The organism is Achromobacter sp. Root83 (assembly GCF_001428845.1).
In the GTDB taxonomy this organism is placed as follows: domain Bacteria; phylum Pseudomonadota; class Gammaproteobacteria; order Burkholderiales; family Burkholderiaceae_B; genus Achromobacter.
Map to the genome: position 1 here is coordinate 120,425 of NZ_LMIU01000025.1, position 15,949 is coordinate 136,373.

Below are 15,949 nucleotides of genomic sequence, written 5' to 3' on the forward strand. Positions count from 1 at the left end.
CGAGACTGATCAACTTCGAGCTCTGGTCCGGGCCCCGCTTGGGGCCGAGGTTGGCCGGTCATCAAAGGCGGCTCCCGGACAGGAGCTGTCGTTTGACATCGAAGGCGCCGACTGCATTCAGGCGTCCATGACAGCAGGTTCCGGTTCCGCAGCAGCCGAAAATATCGTCAAACGCCTTCTCTCCGAAGCAGCGCAGGATGCCGTCGAATTCAAGAAGGAAGACGGGAGCCCAGGAGCCCGATCATCCGGCGATCGTGGCGGAAACCGAAGCCCTGGGCGGGGAATTCAGGCGGTCAGGAAGCGCGTGACTTCAGCCCAATCATTCGTCGACAGCGCGACATCCTCGAAGTCGTCCGCTTCCTCATCGTAGCGCGAGACACAGAAGCGCTGGCTCCTGCCGGATTCACGGTCGGCGTAATTGGCGTAGTCGACATACACTTTCAAGCCACGCTCCTCGTTCACGAACGACGGAGCTGCATCGATGCGCTCCGACGCGTCGAAGTAACCTGCGGGCAGGGTCGGCAGGGTGGTTATGTCGTAGTCGGGAAATTCGCGACGCAGTCGGTCAAGGTTCATAAGGGGAAGCGTGTGGGGCTGGAGGGCTGAACTCAGAAGTGCGAGTGCAAATCAACAACGGCCCCATAAAATTGTTGTGTTGCGGCTAAGGTGTTGATTCTGCGTTAATTCCTGGCGCGGCAGGAGGGGCTCGAACCCCCGACCCCGGGCTTAGAAGGCCCGTGCTCTATCCAGCTGAGCTACTGCCGCGCGGTGCAACAATGCCCGGAACCTGTCCGGGCGCAGCATTTTACCTTGTTGCGGCGAAAGCGGGGCCGAGGGCTATTCTTCGCCGATATCGGTGTGCGTGGACACCCACAGCACCACGGCGTCCTCCGGGCTCAGGCTGATCACCCGGTGCCCCATGCGGCTGTCTATATAGAAGCTTTCGCCCGCCTTGAGGCGGGCCGGTTCGTAGAATTCAGTGTAGAGCTGGACCTCGCCTTCCAGCACATAGACGAATTCCTCGCCGCCATGGCGGCTCCAGTCCTGGAATTCGTCGAAGGAACGCGCCTTGACGCGGGTATGGAACGGCATCATGCGCTTGTGCGACAGGGCGGTGCACAGCAGGCGGTGGTCGTAATACGGGGTTTCGTACTGGCGCCCTTCTCCCTGGCGGCTCAGGCTGCGGCGTCCGGTTCCCATATGGGCGTCGGACGCGGTGAAGAGTTCGGCCACGTCCAGGTCCAGGCCGGCCGCGATCTTGATCAGGTTGTCGTAGGTGGGAGACAGCAGGCTGTTTTCGATTTTAGACAGCGTGGATGCGGACACGCCGGTGGCCGCGGCCGCCTGCTTCAGAGTCCAATCGCGCACCTGGCGCAAGGCTCGCAGCCGTTGTGCCAATGCGCTCTGTTTGTTGCCTTGCATCTGTATGCCCTGTCATGCCCGCGATTGACGCTCCCGCCACCAATCGCGCGCCTGGTAAGTCCAATAAGTCAGTTGAACGGCTGCCGTGCCCAAGCCGCCGCCGTTCCAGGCCAGGCCGAATGGTTCGAACAGCTTGTAGCGCTGGGTGTCGCCGGTGATCCCTTCGGCCACGACCCGCCCGCCGACGGAGGTGGTGTTCATGCCATGCCCGCCGAACGCCGTGCAGTACCAGACATCGGGCGCCAGCCGGCCAATCTGCGGCATCAGGTGCCGCGCGTAGGCCATGCGCCCCGACCACGCCGCCTCGACGCGCACCCCTTCCAATTGGGGATAGACGCTGAGCAATTCACGGCGCAGGGACTCGGCCAGATCGGGCGGGTCATCGACACGGGTGGTGATTCTACTGCCCCAGCCGATGCGCCCGCCATCGAGGACGCGGTAATAGTTGCCGGCGCGCCGGTCGTCGCCGATGGCGGCGGTGGTGCGGATGGCTTCGTGCACGCGGTCGCCCAGGGGCTCGGTCAGCATGATGTAGGTGGCGATGGGCAGCATCGCGCGGCGCAGCGCGGGCACGGTATCGCCGGTATAGCCGCCGGTGGCCAGCACCACGGTGCTGGCGTCGATCTGCCCCTGTCCGGTTTTCAGGTGCTTGACCGCGCCGTCCAGCGTGGCTTGCTCGACGGCGGAGTCTTCGTGGATGCGCACGCCCAGCCGGACGCACTCGCGGGCCAGCGCCCGCGCGTAATTCAATGGATGGAAATGAAAGGACGACGGGTCCTCGATACCCTGGAAATAGAGGTCCGACACGAGCCTTTCGCGCACCTGGTCGCGCGTCAGCAGGCGTACATCACGGCTGAAGTCGCGTTGCTGGCCGTCGCACCATTGGCGCAGCGCGTCGGTGGCTTCGTAGCGGACAACCCGCAGCCGCCCATCGACCTGATGCGCGTCGGCGATACGGAGATTCCGGATGTTGTCGCGGATGATCTCGACGCCCTCCATCGACAGGCGATAGAGCTGGCGGTAGTGGTCTTCGCCGACCTTCTTCCGGATGGCGTCCGCGCCCGCGGAGAAGGCCGGCGACACCGAGCCGCCGTTGCGCCCCGACGCGCCCCACGCGATGCGCCGCCCTTCCAGCAAGACGACATTGCGCCCCCGGCGCGCCAGTTCCAGCGCGGTGGACAGGCCCGCCAGGCCGGCCCCCACCACGCAGACATCGGCGCTGGCCGCGCCCGCCAGCGGTGGATAGTAGGTTTCGCTGTCGGCGAGCGTGCGCCGGTAATAGCTGTCGATGTACTCGGAGACCATGACGTCGGCTCAGTGTAGGCTTGCGCCCTGCAGGCCCCCGGTCAGGCGCTTCTCCAGCCAGTTGGCCAGGCGCAGGAGCGGGTAGCAGTAGATGAAATAGATGGCGGCGATCATGCCGTAGATGAACAGCGATTTGGCCGGGAAGGTGATGATGAAGACTTCGCCCTGGCGTGTCAGTTCCGTGATGCCGACCACCGACAGGATAGCCGTGCTTTTGATCAGCATCACGTAGACGCCGCTCATGGGTTGCACGATCAGGCGCATGGCCTGTGGCAGAACGACCAGCCGCAGGATCTGCAACGGACGCAGCCCCAGCGTCATCGCGCCTTCCGTCTGCCCGCGCGGCACCGCCTGGATGGCGCCCATGACGATTTCGGCGACATAGCAGGACGTGTAGACCGACAGCGATACGAAGGCCGCCGTGCCGGAATCCCAGTGCAGCAGCTCGATGCCGGAACTGGGCAGCACGAAGTAAAAGATATAGAGCTGCACCAGGAATGGCGTGCCGCGCAGGATATGGATGTACAGGCCCAGGACCTGATGCACGCCACGGATGCGGTAGCTGCGGATCACGCCGATGACAAAGCCCAGCAGCGACCCCGCGATGATCGCCACGAAGGAGATCTTCAGCGTCTCCCAGAAGCCTTTCAGCAAGAAGGGCAGCACGACGCCGGCGGTGGAAAGATAGGAATCCAGCATGCTTACCTCGCGTTCCAGGCGGGACCCGCCAGCCAGAGGCTCACGCCCCGGGACAACAACAGCATGACGCCATAGATCAGCAGATAGCCCGCCGCGATGGTCAGGAAGGCCTCGTTGGGCACGATGCGATCGCTGTTCATCTGCACGCCCGCCGCGACCAGTTCGAACACCGTGATCAACGACAGCAGCGACGTGTCCTTGATCAGCACGGCCGTCTGCCCCAGCAACGGCGGCAGCGTGTTGACGAAGGCCTGCGGCAGCACGACGTAGCGCAGGCGCTGGTGGTAGTTCATGCCGCAGGCCTTGGCGCCTTCGACCTGCCCGCGCGGCACGGATTCGATGCCGACCCGGATGATCTCGCTCATGTAGGCCGCGTGGTGCAGCGTCATGGCCATGATGCCCAGCACCATTTCGCTCCAGCCCTTGGCACCCGGCACCAGCATGGGTACGGCGTAGTAGACCAGGTAGATCTGCACCAGCAAGGGGGTGGAACGGATGAACTGCACATAGGCCGCCACCGGGCGCCACACCAGCGCGCGAGGCGACATATGGGCAAGCGCCAGCGGGATGCCGGCCAGCACCGACAGCACGAGGCTTGCGCCCGCCGCGATGAGGGTGTTGGCCAGGCCCGTGGCGAATTGGCCCGTGTACTGGCTGACGATGCGCCAGTTATAGAAATCGATCAACCAGTCCATGGGCTTCGTGGCCGCCTATCAGTGGTCTTTTTTCCAATCGGTGGAATACCAGTACTTCACCTGCTCGGGCAGCGTGTTGTCCGCCGTCTTCAGCGTCTGCCAGTTGTCCAGCCAGAACTTCAGGCGGAAGGCGTTGGGGCCGACGGCGAAGGCCAGCGGTTCGCGCACCATGACGCCGTCCAGCACGCGCAGGTTGCCGAAGTCGACCAGGAACTGGTTGGCGGTGGACAGCGACATGATGCCGGCGTCCAGGCGGCCGCTGGACAATGCCTGGCCGACCGGGGCGCTGCCGCCCGAGAATTCCTTCATCGTGGCCTGGGGCAGCATCTTCTTGCCGACTTCCGCGTACGTGCTGGCGCCCAGCACGCCGACGTTCACGCCGGCCTTGTTCAGTTCTTCGTACGACTTGTACGGAGAATCCTTGGGCACGACGGCGACGGTGTCGGCATAGAACATCGGCGCCGAGAACAGCACCTGCGCGGCGCGCTGCGGCGTCGGCGTCATGTCGGCGGCCACCATGTCGGCCTTGCCGGACAGCAGAGCCGGCAGCAGGCCTTTCCACTCGTAGTCCTGCAGCACCAGCTTCACGCCCAGGTCATCGGCCATGCGCTTGGCCACTTCCACGGCCAGTCCGGTGCGCTTGCCCGTCTTGTCCATGAAGCTCATGAGCGGTCCGGAGGTCTGCACCGCCACCCGGAATTCACCGCGCTTGATGATGTCTCCGAGTTCGTCCGCCTGTGCCGGCAAGGCAACCGTGGCGGCCGCCAGGGCGACGCCGGCCACGCCCAGCCATTGTTTGATTTTCAGCATTTCACACCCCTTTGGTGATTGGACTCTTGTCATTCCGGGCAAGGCACATCACGCCGGCAGCGCCCGGATAGCCGGGCCGGCGATTACAGGATCTTTTCCAGGAAGGCGCGGGTGCGCGCTTCCTTGGGATGGCCGAACACCTCGTCCGGCGTGCCCATTTCCACGATGCGGCCGGCGTCCATGAAGAGCGCCCGGTCGCCGACATCGCGGGCAAAGCCCATTTCGTGGGTCACCACCGCCATGGTCATGCCGTCGCGCGCCAACGCGCGCATCAATTCAAGAATGCCGCCCACGGTTTCGGGGTCGAGCGCCGACGTGGCCTCGTCGAACAGCATCAGCTTGGGGTCCATGGCGAGCGCGCGGGCGATCGCCACGCGCTGCTGCTGGCCGCCCGACAACTGGCTGGGATAGCGATCACCGTATTCGGCCATGCCGACACGGCCCAGCAGCTCGCGGGCGTAGCGCTCGGCGTCGGCGCGGTTGCGCCCGCGCACCACGCGCTGGGGTAGCGCCACGTTATCCAGCGCAGTACGGTGTTGGAAGAGGTTGAAGTGCTGGAACACCATGCCGACCTCGGTGCGCCAGCGGTTGACGTCGGTGGCCGGATCCGTGAGCGACACGCCGTTCACGCGGATGGTGCCGCTGTCGATGCTTTCGAGTCCATTCAGGGTGCGCAGCAACGTGCTCTTGCCTGAACCGGACGGCCCGACCACGACCATGACTTCGCCGCGGCCCAGTTGGCAATCGATGGCGTCCAGCGCCAGATGCGGGGGCTGGCCTTCGCGCTGGTAAGTCTTGGAGACTGCCTGGACAACGAGCAGCGCTTCGGTCGCTTCGGTCACGGATGCACCCTGATAAGAAATATTTCGCATTTCACGCCATAGTTTCGTATAGTAAATTTTTTTCCAGAATCGCCACTTAGGCATAACCCTTAAGCGAAGCGTTACCCTTCGCGGCCATCCAAGGAACCGGCATGGACACTCCCCAAGACATCCTGCGCAATCTCGGACTCAATCCGAGCTCGCTCACCGGCGGCACCCTGATCGCGCGTAGCCCGATCGATGGCGCCGAACTCGCCCAGGTGCATGAGCACACCGTGGCCCAGGCCCATGCCGCCATCACCCGCGCCCGCCAGGCCAGCCTTGCGTGGCGCGACGTCCCCGCCCCGCGCCGGGGCGAACTGATCCGCCTGCTCGGCGAAACGCTGCGCGAGCACAAGGCCGAACTGGGCCGCCTGGTCAGCCTGGAGGCCGGCAAGATCGTCGCCGAAGGCGAAGGCGAAGTTCAGGAAATGATCGACATCTGCGACTTCGCAGTGGGCCTGTCGCGCCAGTTGTACGGCCTGACCATCGCCTCGGAGCGCCCGGGCCACCGCATGATGGAAACCTGGCATCCGCTGGGCGTGGTGGGCGTCATCAGCGCCTTCAACTTCCCCGTCGCCGTGTGGTCGTGGAATGCCGCGCTGGCGCTGGTATGCGGCAACGCCGTGGTCTGGAAGCCATCGGAAAAAACCCCGCTGACCGCCCTGGCCTGCCAGGCGCTGTTCGCCCAGGCCGCGCAGCGCTTCGGCGATGCCCCCGCCGGCCTGTCCGAAGTCCTGATCGGCGGACGCGAAGTCGGCGAGGCCCTGGTCGATTCGCACACCGTCGCGCTGATATCGGCCACCGGCTCCACCCGCATGGGCCGCCAGGTGGGCCCGCGCGTCGCGCAGCGCTTCGGCCGCGTCCTGCTGGAACTGGGCGGCAACAACGCCATCATCGTCGGCCCCACGGCCGACCTGGACATGGCCGCCCGCGGCATCGTGTTCGGCGCCATCGGCACGGCCGGCCAGCGCTGCACCACCACGCGCCGCCTGATCGTCCAGGAAAGCATCGCCGACCAACTGGTCCAGCGCCTGCACAAGGCCTATGCCAGCGCCTCCATCGGCAACCCGCTGGATAGCGGCAACCTGGTCGGTCCGCTGATCGACCGCGTGTCCTTCGACGCAATGCAAGCCGCGCTGACGGCCGCCCGCGAACAAGGCGGCAAGGTGACCGGCGGCGAACGCGTACTGGCCGACCAGTACCCCGACGCCTGGTACGCGCGCCCGGCCATCGCCGAAATGCCTAGCCAGACCGACGTCGTGTGCCACGAAACCTTCGCGCCCATTCTGTACGTCATGCGCTACCGGGAATTCGACGACGCGCTCGCCATGCAGAACGGCGTGCCCCAAGGCCTGTCTTCCGCCATCTTCACCAACGACCTGCGCGAAGCCGAGACCTTCCTGTCCGCGGCCGGCTCGGACTGCGGCATCGCCAACGTCAACATCGGCACCTCCGGCGCCGAAATCGGCGGCGCGTTCGGCGGAGAAAAGGAAACCGGCGGCGGCCGCGAATCGGGCTCGGATTCGTGGCGCAACTACATGCGCCGCGCCACCAACACCATCAACTACTCGCGCAGCCTGCCGCTGGCGCAGGGCATCAAGTTCGGCGAGTAACCCCTCGCCCCCCCTCACCAAGGCCCCGCGGACCGCCAGCGATCCGCGGGGCCTTGGTCGTTGGCGAAGCAATCCCCGCCCTCGTTTCCAGCCCACTCCTGCCTATGAGAGTGGCGCATTACACCCACTACATACGATTAGCCTGCCTTACAAACTGTTGCCATGGACGGTGCTACATTGCCTGATCACAAAAACCATACACGTCCTCAATGACCTCCAACCGCCGATTCCGCCGCACTCCCACTTACCGCCTCCTGGTGGCCGCCCTGGCCCTGGGCTCAGCCGGTTCCGCGGCGGCAGGCGTGTCATACCGGCTGGACCGCCCGTCCGCCGCCCCCGGCGAAACCGTCACCCTCGAGGCCGTGTACTTCAATGAAGGCAGCGCCCGTGTCGACTGGCAGGCGCCCCCCGAACTGGTGCTGCAATGGCGCGGCCAGGACGGCCAGATCGTGCGCAGCCTGGCCAAACTGAAAAGCGGCCGCGACAACTACAGCGTGCCCGTCAACAACTTCGCGCGCATGTCGTGGACCGCCATCGTGCCCAGCACCGCGAACGGCCTGCAGGCCGTCTCCATCGAAGGCCAGCCCTCGATGATGGCGCTGGACGCAACCGGCCGCGACAGCGGCACCCTCGCCAGCACGCCCGCCCAGACACCCGTCGTCGATGCCCGCAGCGGCAAGCCCGTCCCGGCCGCCGCCGTCGCCGCCGCCGGCGCATCGCCCGAAGCCGGCCCCGCGCCCGCCGCGTCCGTCGAACAGACCGTGGAACAGGCGGCCTTCGAACAGTTCCGCAGCGCCTTCTCGGCCTACAAGCCCGTGTACTTCGCCGTCGGCACGCGCGGCATGACCACCGCCCGCTTCCAGATCAGCGCCAAATACCGCCTGCTGAGCCCCCGAGGCGGCCCCGACACCTGGCACGACGACTTCTACCTGGGCTACACCCAGACCTCGCTGTGGGACCTGGAAAGCGACTCCAAGCCTTTCATCGACACCACCTTCAACCCCAGCCTCTTCTGGCTGTCCGACGACATCTGGAAATCCGAAAACCAGAACTGGCGCATCGGCATGAACACGGGCGTCGAACACGCCTCCAACGGCAAGGACGGCGAAGACTCCCGCTCGCTCAACGACGGCTACATCGAGCCCCGCTTCCACTACCGCTTCGACGGCGGCAGCACCCTGACCTTCGCCCCCAAGGTCAAGGCCTACTTCGCCGTCGCCAACGAAAACAGCGACTACTCCGACTATGCCGGTCACGTCGACTGGCAACTGCGCTGGGCCCAGGACAACGGCGCCGTGGTCACCGCGATGTACCGCCAGGGCGACCAGAAGCGCCGCACCACCCAGCTGGACTTCGCCTGGCCGCTGCGCCGCACGTTCCTGAACTGGAACGGATATCTGTACCTGCAGTACTTCAACGGTTACGGCGAAACCCTGCTGGGCTACAACCAGCGCAACGAAAGCCAGTTCCGCATAGGACTGTCGCTGATCCCGTAAAAAGGCAGTCGCTGATCCGGTTAAAGGGCAGTCGCTGATCCGGTAGAAGGGCAGTCTCTGATCCGGCAAAAGGGCTATCGCTGATCCCGTAATAGGTCCACCGCTGATCCCGTAAAAATCACCGGTGGCCAGCCAAGAAAGCCACGCGCGATACAAAGACAAACCCCGCAGCCTCCCCGGCAAATCGCCCGAACGCCAGATAAGGCCGCCCGCGCGGCCGGCATCTGGCAGCCCCGCAAGATCTTCCGGCCCCGAACGCCCCCACGCAAAAACGCCAAGCAACCCCGCGACCCGCCACCCGCCACCCGCCAAGCTTCAGACAACGCAGCCCGGTGCGGCGGCGGCCTGGGCGCGCGGGGCGTGCAGATGCGCCCGAGGGAATCTGAAGGGAAGGCCGAAGGCCTGGACGAAGATGACGAGGGGCAAGTCCGGAGCGAAGGCTCCGGACCGCAATCGTAGCCCCGCGCGCCCAGGCCGCCGCCGCACCGGGCGCCTAAAGAACCAACACCGCAGCAACGAAGCACCAAACCACCGCAGCAACGAAGCAACGAAGCAAACCTCAAAGGGATTTCCCTCAATCCCGTCCGCAACCGCCCCCCCGTCCCGTACACTCCCGCCCAAAAGCGCAACCAAAAACCCGCGCAAGGGGATCCGGGCCAGCAACGCCCGGCAAAAGCACACACCGGGCAAGCCATGTTCGCCGACCTCAAGCACCTATCGCACCACGCCGCCTGGCGCCGTCAACTGGAAATGCTGCTGGAAGCCGCCGGCGAAGGCATCTACGGCATCGACCTGCGCGGCCGCTGCATCTTCATCAACAGCGCAGGCGCCGACATGCTCGGCTACACCCCCGACGAAGTCGTCGGCCGCAACATGCACTACCTCATCCACCACTCCCACGCCGACCGCCAATTGATGCCCGTCCACGACTGCCGCATCTTCAAAGCCTTCCGCGACGGCCGTGGCGAACGCGCCGACGACGAAGTGCTCTGGCGTCGCGACGGCTCCTGCTTCGACGCCCAATACGCCTCCTACCCCATCCGCAACGAACAGGAAATCGTCGGTGCCGTCGTCACGTTCTCGGATATCACCAGCCGCAAACGCATCGAACGCGAACTCCACAGCACCCAGGCCCTGCTGGAACGCCGCGTCGGCGAACGCACCGCCGAACTCAGCGCCGCCCACGAATCCCTGCGCAGGCTCTCCTCCCACCTGAGCACCCTGCGCGAAGAAGAACGCGCCCACATCGCCCGCAACATCCACGACGACCTCGGCGCCTCCTTCACCGCCCTCCAGCTCGACTTGAACTGGCTGCGCCGCCAGCTGAGCGCCGCCCCCGAACTCCAGACCCACCTGGACCGCATGCTCGAAGTCACCCAGACCGCCATGGGCGCCACCCGGCGCATCCTCAACGACCTGCGCCCCGTCGTCCTCGACCACCTGGGCCTGTGGGCCGCCCTCGAAGCCCTGCTGCAAGACCTGCAGACGCGCGGCGGCCTCCTATGCCGCTACCTCTGCCCACCCGACACCGAAAGCCTCCGGCTCGACCGCAACGCCGAAATCGCCATCTACCGCATCGTCCAGGAACTGCTCACCAACGTGCAGCGCCACGCCCGCGCCCGCAGCGTCAGCGTCAGCGCCGTCTGCGGCCCCGACGGCCTCGTGCTCACCGTCGAAGACGACGGCGTCGGCATGCAACTACCCGAAGACCGCCACACCTTCGGCATCCTCGGCATGCGCGAACGCGCCCGCGCCATCGGCGGCGACCTCGCGCTGGACAGCGCCCCCGGCGCCGGCATGCGCGCCCGCCTGCGGCTCAACCCGCTCGCCGCATAAGGAAATGGCCCCATGCCGCTGAACCTCCTGATCATCGACGACCACCTCATCATCCGCCGCGGACTCGCCCGCATCCTGGAAGAAGACCCCCGCATCGCCCTCGTGCACGACGCCGCCGACGGCCCCTCCGCGCTGCGCGCCCTGCGCCAGACCCATTACGACGCCATCGTCCTGGACGTCGCCCTGGGCGAACGCGACGGCCTCGACGTCCTGAAAAGCGTGCGCGCCGATCACCCCGCGCTCGGCGTCGTCATGCTGTCCGTCTACCCCGAATCCCAGTTTGCCGTGCGGGCCCTGCGCGCCGGCGCCCATGCCTACCTGAACAAAGGCTGCGAACCCGAAGAACTGCTGGCCGCCCTGATCAACGCCGCCGCCGGCAAGATGTACGTCACACCCGCCGTCGCCGAACTGCTGGCCCACACCGTCCGCCAGGACAGCTCCCGCCCTCCCCACGAACTGCTCTCCAACCGCGAATTCCAGGTCCTGCAGCTACTGGTGGCCGGCCGCTCCGTATCGGCCATCGGCGAACAGCTTGCCCTGTCCGTGAACACCATCTCCACCTACCGCAGCCGCATCTTCGAAAAGCTCAACGTACGCACGCTCGTGGAACTGGTCGCCTACGCCAACACGCACCAGTTGGGTGCCATCTGAACCCCCGCGCACCGCGACGGCGCAGCGCCCGCACCACGTAGTAGACGCACTACACGCGTATCGTTGAACCGGCGATACCGGCCGCCCGCCCCCGGCCCCATGATGGCTCCATTCCCGCCCGATGGAGCCACCATGTCCCTATTCAGCAATCCGTTCGACGCCAACAGGCGCCTGGCTTGCGGCTGCGGCCGCCACGCCTCTCAGGCCGAACACGAGCGCGCCCTGCAGGACCCGGCGCGCGCCAGCGCCGTGGACAGCGCGGTGGAAAACGCCGTCATGCGCGCCCTGTTCCCGCAGGACGCCCTGCGCCGCCGCTTCCTGCGCGCCGTCGGCAGCGGCACCGCCATGGCGGCCATCGCGTCGATCTTCCCGCTGGCCGCCGCCAAGGAAGCCTTCGCCCAAACCGCCGGGCCGCTGGAAAAACAGAAACTCAAGGTCGGCTTCATTCCAATCACCTGCGCCACGCCCATCATCATGGCGCACCCCATGGGCTTCTATGCCAAACAGGGCCTGGACGTCGAAGTCGTCAAGACCGCCGGCTGGGCGCTCATCCGTGACAAGGCCATGTCCGGCGAATACGACGCCGCGCACATGCTGTCGCCGATGCCGCTGGCCATCTCCATGGGCGTGGGCGCCAGCCGCGCCGTGCCCTGGACCATGCCCGCCGTCGAAAACATCAACGGCCAGGCCATCACCCTGTCCATGAAGCACAAGGACCGGCGCGACCCGAAGGACTGGAAAGGCTTCAAGTTCGCCGTCCCCTTCGACTACTCCATGCACAACTACCTGTTGCGCTATTACCTGGCCGAACACGGCCTGGATCCCGACACCGACGTGCAGATCCGTTCCGTGCCGCCGCCCGAGATGGTGGCCAACCTGCGCGCCGACAACATCGACGGTTTCCTCGCGCCGGACCCCGTCAACCAGCGCGCCGTCTATGACGGCGTGGGCTTCATCCACATCCTGTCCAAGGCCATCTGGGACGGCCACCCCTGCTGCGCGTTTTCTGCCAGCAAGGAGTTCGTCACCGGCATGCCCAATACCTATCAGGCGCTGCTGAAAGCCATCATCGAAGCCACCGCCTACGCCCGCGACGCCGCGCACCGCAAGGAAATCGCCACCGCCATCGCCGCGCCCAACTACCTGAACCAGCCCGTCACCGTCGTAGAGCAGGTGCTGACCGGCACCTATGCCGACGGCCTGGGCAAGGTGTTGACCGATCCCAACCGCATCGACTTCGACCCCATGCCCTGGCAGTCTTTCGCGGTGTGGATCCTGACGCAGATGAAGCGCTGGGGCCAGATCAAGGGCGACGTCGACTACCAGAAGGTGGCCAGCGAAGTGTTCCTGGCGACCGACGCCGTGCGTCTGATGCGCGAGGCCGGCCTGACCCCGCCCGCCGACACCGGCAAGACCTTCAGCATCATGGGCAAGCCCTTCGATCCCAGCCAGCCCGACGCCTACCTGGCCGGCTTCAAGATCAGGAGGACCTGATGCGGTCCGTGCAATATTGGCGGGCCACGTTTCTGTCCGTGGCGCTGTTCCTGGCGTTCCTGCTGCTGTGGCACGCCGCCACCCGCCCCGACGCGGGCGGACAGACCGTGGACCCGGCCTACGCCGCCCTGGTCGGCAACGCCGCCGCCAGCGGGTCCAAGACGCCCTTCCCCGGCCCGGCCGAGGTCGGCGCGCAGCTTTGGCAGCACCTGAAGGATCCCTTCTACGACCGCGGCCCCAACGACAAGGGCATCGGCGTGCAGCTTGCCTATTCGGTGGCGCGGGTGCTGACGGGCTTCGGCCTGGCGGCGCTGGTGGCCATCCCGTTGGGCTTTCTGATCGGCATGTCCAAAACCGTGTACCGGGCGTTCGACCCCTTCATCCAGGTCCTCAAGCCCATCTCGCCGCTGGCGTGGATGCCGCTGGCGCTCTACACCATCAAGGACGCCGACACCTCCGCCATCTTCGTGATCTTCATCTGCTCGCTGTGGCCCATGCTGGTGAACACGGCCTTTGGCGTGGGCGCCGTGCGCCAGGACTGGCTGAACGTGGCGCGCACGCTGGAGGTGTCGCGCCTGCGCACCGCGCTGCAGGTGATCCTGCCGGCGGCCGCGCCCACCATCATGACGGGCATGCGGATTTCGGTCGGCATCGCCTGGCTGGTGATCGTGGCGGCGGAAATGCTGATCGGCGGCACCGGCATCGGCTACTTCGTCTGGAACGAATGGAACAACCTGTCCATCGCCAACATCATCTGCGCCATTTTCTTCATCGGCCTGATCGGCATGCTGCTGGACAACCTGCTGGCGCGCGCCGCGCGGCTGGTCAGCTACCGCGAGTAACCCCATGAGCCAATCCTTCCTGCAGGTGCAAGGCCTGGGCAAGCGCTACCCGGGACGCAACGGCCAGCCCCAGCCGCCCGTCTTCGAGAACATCGACTTCAACATCGAGCAGGGCCAGTTCGTCTGCGTGATCGGCCATTCCGGCTGCGGCAAGACCACCATCCTGAACGTGCTGGCCGGCATCGACGAAACGAACGAAGGCGTGGTCATCATGGACGGCCGCCAGATTGCCGGGCCGTCCCTTGAACGCGGCGTCGTGTTCCAGGCGCATGCGCTGCTGCCCTGGCTGACGGCGCTGCAGAACGTGGAGTTCGGCGTGCGTTCGCGCTGGCCCGCCTACAGCCGCGATCAGGTGCGCGCGCACAGCCAGCGCTACCTGGACATGGTGGGCCTGGGCCAGGCCGCCAACAAGAAGCCCTGCGAACTGTCGGGCGGCATGAAGCAGCGGGTAGGCATCGCGCGCGCCTTCGCGATCCAGCCCAAGATGCTCTTGCTGGACGAGCCCTTCGGCGCGCTCGACGCGCTGACCCGCGGCACCATCCAGGACGAGTTGCGCGGCATCGTCCAGGAAACCCGCCAGACCGTATTCATGATCACGCACGACGTGGACGAAGCCATCCTGCTGTCTGACCGCATCCTGCTCATGAGCGCGGGCCCCTATGCCCGCATCGCCGAATCCGTTGCCGTGGACCTGCCGCGCGACCGGACCCGCGCCAGCCTGCACCACGAACCCCGCTACTACGAAATCCGCAACCATCTCGTCGACTTCCTGGTCGACAAGGCATCCCACAAGGAATGAACCCCATCATGATGTCCCGCGCTGAAGTCACCGAACTGGTCGTGACCCGCAAGCTTGAAAAAAAGCTCACCTGGACCGCCATCGCCGAGGCCGTGGGCCAGAGCAAGGAATGGACCACCGCCGCGCTGCTGGGCCAGATGACCCTGACCGAGGAACAGGCGCTGGCCGCGGCCCGCGTGCTGGACCTGCCGGCGGACGCCGTCGTGCAGCTGCAGGTGGTGCCGTACAAGGGCTCGCTGCCCACGTCCGTGCCGACGGATCCGCTGATCTACCGTTTCTATGAACTGATCAACGTCTACGGCACGACCTTCAAGGCGCTGATCAACGAAGAGTTCGGCGACGGCATCATGAGCGCCATCGACTTCAAGATGGACCTGTCGCGCGAGCCCGATCCCAAGGGCGACCGCGTGCAGATCGTGATGAGCGGAAAGTTCCTGCCGTACAAGACGTACTGAAGCGGGCTACGCCGGAGACCGCCGCCGGTCCGCGCCCTCGCGCGGGCCCGCTCAGCCCTCGACGGCCAGCTCTTCCCAGGCCAGTTCGCGGGTGCGCTCCAGCGCCACGGTGACCTCGGCCGCGGCCTCGCGCACCGCCTCCACCAGGGCCTGCCCATTCAGCAGCCGGGCGGTAACGCTGGCCATGAACACATCGCCCGTGCCGTGCACCGACGGCGGAATGGCGATTTCAGGGTGCGTGACCACGGTGGCGTCGTCTTGCGTCACCACCGCCAACTGAAGCGTGCCGGGCGCGGCGGCCATCGGCGCCGCGCTGGTCACGACGATCCAGCCCGGCCCGCGCGCGATCAATTCGCGCGCCGCGGCCACGACTTCTTCCATCGACGACAGTTGCCGCCCCGCCAGCAGTTCCAGTTCGAAGTGATTGGGCGTCATGCCGTCGGCCAGCGGCACCAGCAGGTCCCGATACTGCGCCACCAGCCCTTCGTTCACGTACAGCCCGTCGTTGCGGTCGCCCATGACGGGGTCGATATGCACCCGCAGGCCGGGCCGGGACGCGCGCACCGCCGAGAGCCAGGCGGCCAGCAGCCCGGCCTGGCCGGGCTGGCCCAGATAGCCGCAAACGACGGCGCGCGCCAACCGGCTCACGCCGCGCTCGTTCAAGCCCTGCAGCAGGCCTTCGAACCATTCCAGCGGCACCGCGCCCCCGTGCAGGGTGGGATAGTGCGGCGTATTGCTCAGGACCACGGTGGGCACCGCGATCGCCCGCAAGCCCGCCTTGCGGAAAACCGGCATGGCGGCGTTGTTGCCGACATAGCCGTAGACGACCTGGGATTGGATGGAGACGATGTCCACCTGCGCGGTGCGGGCGGGCAGCGCTGCGCCCGGCACGGCGGCAGCGGGAATTGCGGTCATACGGCTTGCTCCTGGAAGGAACGCGGGTTGCGGTGCCGGCCTGGCGCCGGGTCC

At 66.2% G+C, this 15,949-nt stretch carries 16 protein-coding genes and 1 tRNA gene; 8 read left to right on the plus strand and 9 right to left on the minus strand.

Annotated features, from left to right (window positions below):
• Positions 1–285: 285 nt before the first annotated feature.
• The 8 genes from ASE30_RS23715 to ASE30_RS23750 all read right to left on the minus strand — a co-directional run bounded on the left by ASE30_RS23715 (position 286) and on the right by ASE30_RS23750 (position 5,773).
• Positions 286–576: a hypothetical protein gene (locus ASE30_RS23715; protein WP_057286734.1), complete on the minus strand. Its 291-nt coding sequence runs from the start codon at positions 574–576 to the stop codon at positions 286–288.
• Between the two features lie 112 nt (positions 577–688).
• Positions 689–765 (minus strand) — tRNA-Arg (locus ASE30_RS23720).
• A 72-nt stretch (positions 766–837) separates the two neighbouring features.
• Positions 838–1,422 carry a helix-turn-helix domain-containing protein gene (locus ASE30_RS23725; RefSeq protein ID WP_057286735.1) on the minus strand — a complete coding sequence of 195 codons (585 nt, stop codon included), beginning with the start codon at positions 1,420–1,422 and terminating at the stop codon, positions 838–840.
• A 12-nt stretch (positions 1,423–1,434) separates the two neighbouring features.
• Entirely contained in the window at positions 1,435–2,727 is a 1,293-nt protein-coding gene (locus tag ASE30_RS23730; RefSeq protein WP_057286736.1) for an FAD-binding oxidoreductase, read from the minus strand.
• A gap of 9 nt (positions 2,728–2,736) precedes the next feature.
• Positions 2,737–3,426, minus strand: a complete 690-nt coding sequence (locus ASE30_RS23735; protein ID WP_057286737.1) for an amino acid ABC transporter permease — start codon at positions 3,424–3,426, stop codon at positions 2,737–2,739.
• 2 nt (positions 3,427–3,428) lie between these two features.
• Positions 3,429–4,121: an amino acid ABC transporter permease gene (locus ASE30_RS23740; protein WP_057286738.1), complete on the minus strand. Its 693-nt coding sequence runs from the start codon at positions 4,119–4,121 to the stop codon at positions 3,429–3,431.
• An 18-nt stretch (positions 4,122–4,139) separates the two neighbouring features.
• Positions 4,140–4,931, minus strand: coding sequence for an ABC transporter substrate-binding protein (locus ASE30_RS23745; protein ID WP_057286739.1), 792 nt, complete (start codon positions 4,929–4,931; stop codon positions 4,140–4,142).
• An 83-nt stretch (positions 4,932–5,014) separates the two neighbouring features.
• Positions 5,015–5,773: an amino acid ABC transporter ATP-binding protein gene (locus ASE30_RS23750; RefSeq protein ID WP_304438825.1), complete on the minus strand. Its 759-nt coding sequence runs from the start codon at positions 5,771–5,773 to the stop codon at positions 5,015–5,017.
• Positions 5,774–5,904: 131 nt separating this feature from the next.
• On the opposite strand from ASE30_RS23750, the gene ASE30_RS23755 reads away from it, so the two are divergent.
• The 8 genes from ASE30_RS23755 to cynS all read left to right on the plus strand — a co-directional run bounded on the left by ASE30_RS23755 (position 5,905) and on the right by cynS (position 14,980).
• The gene (locus ASE30_RS23755) at positions 5,905–7,407 is read left to right on the plus strand and encodes an aldehyde dehydrogenase family protein (protein WP_057286741.1); all 1,503 of its coding nucleotides are present in this window, start codon (positions 5,905–5,907) and stop codon (positions 7,405–7,407) included.
• 209 nt (positions 7,408–7,616) lie between these two features.
• The gene (locus tag ASE30_RS23760; RefSeq protein WP_057286742.1) at positions 7,617–8,903 is read left to right on the plus strand and encodes a phospholipase A; all 1,287 of its coding nucleotides are present in this window, start codon (positions 7,617–7,619) and stop codon (positions 8,901–8,903) included.
• 693 nt (positions 8,904–9,596) lie between these two features.
• Complete coding sequence (locus ASE30_RS23765; protein ID WP_057286743.1) at positions 9,597–10,739, plus strand: PAS domain-containing sensor histidine kinase; 1,143 nt, start codon at positions 9,597–9,599, stop codon at positions 10,737–10,739.
• Between the two features lie 12 nt (positions 10,740–10,751).
• Complete coding sequence (locus ASE30_RS23770) at positions 10,752–11,390, plus strand: response regulator transcription factor (RefSeq protein ID WP_057286744.1); 639 nt, start codon at positions 10,752–10,754, stop codon at positions 11,388–11,390.
• A gap of 132 nt (positions 11,391–11,522) precedes the next feature.
• The gene (locus ASE30_RS23775; protein ID WP_057286745.1) at positions 11,523–12,884 is read left to right on the plus strand and encodes a CmpA/NrtA family ABC transporter substrate-binding protein; all 1,362 of its coding nucleotides are present in this window, start codon (positions 11,523–11,525) and stop codon (positions 12,882–12,884) included.
• Positions 12,884–13,726 (plus strand): nitrate ABC transporter permease, encoded by an 843-nt coding sequence (gene ntrB, locus ASE30_RS23780; RefSeq protein ID WP_057286746.1) that lies wholly within the window; start codon positions 12,884–12,886, stop codon positions 13,724–13,726. Before ASE30_RS23775 ends, ntrB begins: the two co-directional genes overlap by 1 nt.
• 4 nt (positions 13,727–13,730) lie before the next feature.
• On the plus strand, positions 13,731–14,525 hold the full coding sequence (locus ASE30_RS23785; RefSeq protein ID WP_057286747.1) for an ABC transporter ATP-binding protein: 795 nt from the start codon (positions 13,731–13,733) through the stop codon (positions 14,523–14,525).
• An 11-nt stretch (positions 14,526–14,536) separates the two neighbouring features.
• Entirely contained in the window at positions 14,537–14,980 is a 444-nt protein-coding gene (gene cynS, locus ASE30_RS23790; RefSeq protein WP_057287048.1) for a cyanase, read from the plus strand.
• 51 nt (positions 14,981–15,031) lie between these two features.
• Here cynS and pdxK read toward each other — a convergent pair whose 3' ends face one another.
• Entirely contained in the window at positions 15,032–15,895 is an 864-nt protein-coding gene (gene pdxK / locus ASE30_RS23795) for a pyridoxine/pyridoxal/pyridoxamine kinase (protein WP_057286748.1), read from the minus strand.
• Positions 15,896–15,949 lie beyond the last annotated feature (54 nt).